The sequence below is a fragment of the Melaminivora alkalimesophila genome (assembly GCF_000282995.1).
Classification (GTDB): domain Bacteria; phylum Pseudomonadota; class Gammaproteobacteria; order Burkholderiales; family Burkholderiaceae_C; genus Melaminivora; species Melaminivora alkalimesophila.
Genome location: NZ_ALEE01000442.1, coordinates 1 through 3,808 on the forward strand (window position 1 = coordinate 1; position 3,808 = coordinate 3,808).

The 3,808-nt window shown below is 67.2% G+C and carries 4 protein-coding genes; all 4 read left to right on the top strand.

Going from position 1 to position 3,808, the window contains the following annotated elements; translation table 11 throughout:
• Positions 1-56 precede the first annotated feature (56 nt).
• Genes ugpA through ugpQ form a run of 4 tightly spaced genes read left to right on the top strand, consistent with a single transcriptional unit; the run spans position 57 to position 3,605 of the window.
• Positions 57-938 (top strand): sn-glycerol-3-phosphate ABC transporter permease UgpA, encoded by an 882-nt coding sequence (gene ugpA / locus A612_RS08700; RefSeq protein WP_019374115.1) that lies wholly within the window; start codon positions 57-59, stop codon positions 936-938.
• 1 nt (position 939) lies between these two features.
• Positions 940-1,788: a sn-glycerol-3-phosphate ABC transporter permease UgpE gene (ugpE, locus tag A612_RS08705; protein ID WP_019374116.1), complete on the top strand. Its 849-nt coding sequence runs from the start codon at positions 940-942 to the stop codon at positions 1,786-1,788.
• Positions 1,789-1,831: 43 nt separating this feature from the next.
• Positions 1,832-2,836 (top strand): sn-glycerol-3-phosphate import ATP-binding protein UgpC, encoded by a 1,005-nt coding sequence (locus tag A612_RS08710; protein WP_019374117.1) that lies wholly within the window; start codon positions 1,832-1,834, stop codon positions 2,834-2,836.
• A gap of 22 nt (positions 2,837-2,858) precedes the next feature.
• A complete protein-coding gene (gene ugpQ / locus A612_RS08715) occupies positions 2,859-3,605 on the top strand; it encodes a glycerophosphodiester phosphodiesterase (protein WP_019374118.1) in 747 nt (248 codons plus the stop codon).
• Positions 3,606-3,808 lie beyond the last annotated feature (203 nt).

Consider the following 3,808-nt stretch of genomic DNA (forward strand, 5'->3'; position numbering starts at 1 on the left):
CCCCTGACCCGACGGCCGCCCGCGTGCGCCGGCGGTTTTTTGTTTTTTGAACGCCCATGGAAAAACGCGTACTGTTCCGCTCGGCCTGGCTGCCCTGGGTGCTGATCGCTCCGCAGCTGCTGATCATCGGCATCTTCTTCTTTTGGCCCGCCTGGCAGGCGGTGATGCAGTCCTTCCAGATGGAAGACGCCTTCGGCATGAGCACCGAATGGGTGGGGCTGCAGAACTTCCAGCAATTGCTGGACGACCCGGCCTACCTGAATTCCTTCAAGCGCACGGCGCTGTTCTCCCTGCTGGTGGCGGGCATCGGCATCGTGCTGGCGCTCGCCCTGGCGATCTTCGCGGACCGCATCGTGCGCTTCGCGATGGTCTACAAGACGCTGCTGATCGTCCCCTATGCGGTGGCCCCGGTGATTGCGGGCGTGCTGTGGGTGTTCCTGTTCTCGCCCTCGATCGGCGTCATCACCTACTACCTGGGCCGCCTGGGCTACGGGTGGAACCACATGATGAACGACAACCAGGCCATGGCGCTGATCGTCATTGCCTCGGTGTGGAAGCAGATCTCCTACAACTTCCTGTTCTTCCTGGCGGGGCTGCAGTCGATCCCGAAGGCGCTGATCGAGGCCGCCTCGATCGACGGCGCCGGCGCCTGGCGGCGTTTCTGGAACATCCAGCTGCCGTTGTTGTCGCCCACGACCTTCTTCCTGCTGGTGATCAACATCGTCTACGCGTTTTTCGACACCTTCGGCATCATCGACGCCGCCACCCAGGGCGGGCCCGGGCAGTCCACTTCCATCCTGGTCTACAAGGTCTACCAGGACGGCTTCAAGGCGCTGGACCTGGGTGGCTCGGCCGCGCAGTCGGTGATCCTGATGCTGATCGTCGTGGCGCTGACCGTGGTGCAGTTCCGCTACGTGGAAAAGAAGGTCCAGTACTGACATGATCGACCGCAATCCCTGGCTGAACTTCATCTCCCACGCCGTGCTGCTGCTCGGCGTGGCGATCGTCGCCTTTCCGCTCTACCTGGCGCTGGTCGCCTCCACGCACACGGCCGACGCGATCGTGCAGTCGCCCATGCCGCTCCTGCCCGGCAGCCATTTCTGGGAAAACTACCAGGCCGCGCTGTTCGGCTCGGGCAAGCTGGGCTCCAACACCAACGTGGTGCGCATGATGTGGGTGAGCTTCGTGGTGGCGATCGTCATCACGGTGGGCAAGATCGCGATCTCGCTGCTGTCGGCGTTCGCCATCGTGTACTTCCGCTTCCCGTTCAAGATGCTGTGCTTCTGGGCCATCTTCCTGACACTGATGCTGCCGGTGGAGGTGCGCATCCTGCCGACCTACAAGGTGGTGGCCGACCTGGGCCTGCTCAACAGCTACGCCGGCCTCACCCTGCCGCTGATCGCCTCGGCGACGGCCACCTTCCTGTTCCGGCAGTTCTTCCTCACCGTGCCCGACGAGCTGGTGGAGGCGGCGCGCATCGACGGCGCCGGGCCCATGCGCTTTTTCGTCGACGTGCTGGTGCCGCTGTCGCGCACCTCGATCGCGGCGCTGTTCGTGATCCAGTTCATCTACGGCTGGAACCAGTACCTGTGGCCGCTCCTGATGACCACCAGCGAGGAGATGTACCCGGTGGTCATCGGCATCAAGCGCATGCTCGCCGGCGGCGAGGCGGCCGTCGACTGGAACATCGTCATGGCCACGGCCATCATCGCCATGCTGCCGCCCACCGTGGTGGTGATCCTGATGCAGAAGTGGTTCGTCAAGGGCCTGGTGGACACGGAAAAGTGATCCGCCCGCAGTCGCTCCTGGCTACCCGACAACCGATATCCCTATGGCTTCCATTTCCCTGAAGAACATCACCAAGACCTACGGCAGCGGCAAGGGCGCCGTGCCGGTCATCCACGGCGTGAACGCCGAGATCCGCGACGGCGAGTTCGTGGTCATCGTCGGGCCCTCGGGCTGCGGCAAGTCCACGCTGCTGCGCATGGTCGCGGGCCTGGAGGAGATCACCGGCGGCGAGCTGCACATCGGCCCCCGCGTGGTGAACAACCTGGAGCCGGCCAAGCGCGACATCGCCATGGTGTTCCAGAACTACGCGCTGTATCCGCACATGAGCGTGTTCGACAACATGGCCTACGGGCTGAAGATCGCCAAGGTGCCCAAGGAGGAGATCCGCGCGCGCGTGGACAAGGCGGCCACGATCCTGGAGCTGTCGCACCTGCTGGAGCGCACGCCGCGCCAGCTCTCGGGCGGGCAGCGCCAGCGCGTGGCCATGGGCCGGGCCATCGTGCGCCAGCCGCAGGTCTTCCTGTTCGACGAGCCGCTGTCCAACCTGGACGCCAAGTTGCGCGTGCAGACGCGCCTGGAGATTCAAAAACTGCACCGCGAGCTGGGCATCACGAGTCTCTTCGTCACGCACGACCAGGTCGAGGCCATGACGCTGGCCGAGCGCATCATCGTCATGAACGCCGGCAACATGGAGCAGTTCGGCACGCCCGAGGAGGTCTACCACACCCCCGCCTCGACCTTCGTTGCCAGCTTCATCGGCTCGCCGCCCATGAACCTGCTCAAGAACGCCCCGGGCGGCACCCCGGGGCAGATCTTCGGCATCCGCCCCGAGCACCTGGACGTGGGGCACGACGGCTGGCATGTGCAGGTCGAGACGGTGGAACTGCTGGGCGCTGAGCGCTTGGTCTATGGCCGCCTGGGCGACGAGCTGGTGGTGGTGCGTGTCGAGGAAGGCGCGCCGGCGCCGCGGCCCGGCGAGACGCTGCGGGTCACGCCGCGCGCCGGGCGCATCCACAGTTTCGACGCCCAGACCGGCAAGCGCATCTGAACCTGGATACCGAGGAGGCCCCATGAACGCCCTGGCTCCCTGGCCCTACCCCCGCTGGATCGCGCACCGCGGTGCCGGCCGGCTCGCCCCGGAGAACACCCTGGCCGCCTTCCGCCTGGGCGCAGCGCACGGCTGGCGCATGTTCGAGTGCGATGCCAAGCTGAGCGCCGACGGCGTCGTCTTCCTGCTGCACGACGCGAGCCTGGAGCGCACCACGAACGGCCGGGGCATCGCCGGCGAGCAGGCTTGGTCCCAGCTGTCACAGCTCGATGCCGGCAGCTGGCATTCGCGCCAGTATGCCGGCGAGCCGATCCCCACGCTCGAGGCACTGGCGCGCTGGTGCATCGCCAACGGCCACCTGCTCAACATCGAGATCAAGCCCACGCCGGGCACCGAGGAGGCGACCGGCCGCGCGGTCGCCGGCTTGGCGGCGCGGCTGTGGCACGGGCAGTCCGTGCCGCCGCTGCTGACCTCCTTTCAGCCACTGGCGCTCTCGGGCGCGCGCGAGGTCGCGCCGCAGCTGCCGCGCGGGCTGCTGCTGGACCAGCTGCACGAGGGCTGGCTCGAGACGGCGCAGCAGCTGGGCTGCGGCGCCCTGGTGTGCAACCACGCGCTGTGGGACGCGACGCTGGTCGCCAGCGCCCGCCAGGCAGGGTTGCGCACGCTGAGCTACACCGTGAACGACGAGTGGGCGGCCGAGCGCCTGCTGCAGCTGGACACCGACGGCATCATCAGCGACCGCGTCGAGCTGTTCTGCCCGGCCGGCTGAGCCGGGGCGGCTGCCCAGGAGGCACCTCCCCGAGGCCGGATACCAAATAGGACGCTTCCTGCACGCGGTCACCGTACCGCTGCCGGACAATCGCGCCCATGCCGCGCATTGCCCCGCCCGCCCCGCTTTGGCACACCGCCCGCCAGGGCAACCGCCTGCTGCCGCCATGGTTGCTGCTGTGGCTGTGGCTGGCGCTCCTGCCG

Bases quoted from the DNA above. Each gene is read 5' to 3' on its own strand.
- ugpA (WP_019374115.1), top strand. From the start codon at position 57: ATGGAAAAACGCGTACTGTTCCGCTCGGCCTGGCTGCCCTGGGTGCTG.
- ugpE (WP_019374116.1), top strand. From the start codon at position 940: ATGATCGACCGCAATCCCTGGCTGAACTTCATCTCCCACGCCGTGCTG.
- A612_RS08710 (WP_019374117.1), top strand. From the start codon at position 1,832: ATGGCTTCCATTTCCCTGAAGAACATCACCAAGACCTACGGCAGCGGC.
- ugpQ (WP_019374118.1), top strand. From the start codon at position 2,859: ATGAACGCCCTGGCTCCCTGGCCCTACCCCCGCTGGATCGCGCACCGC.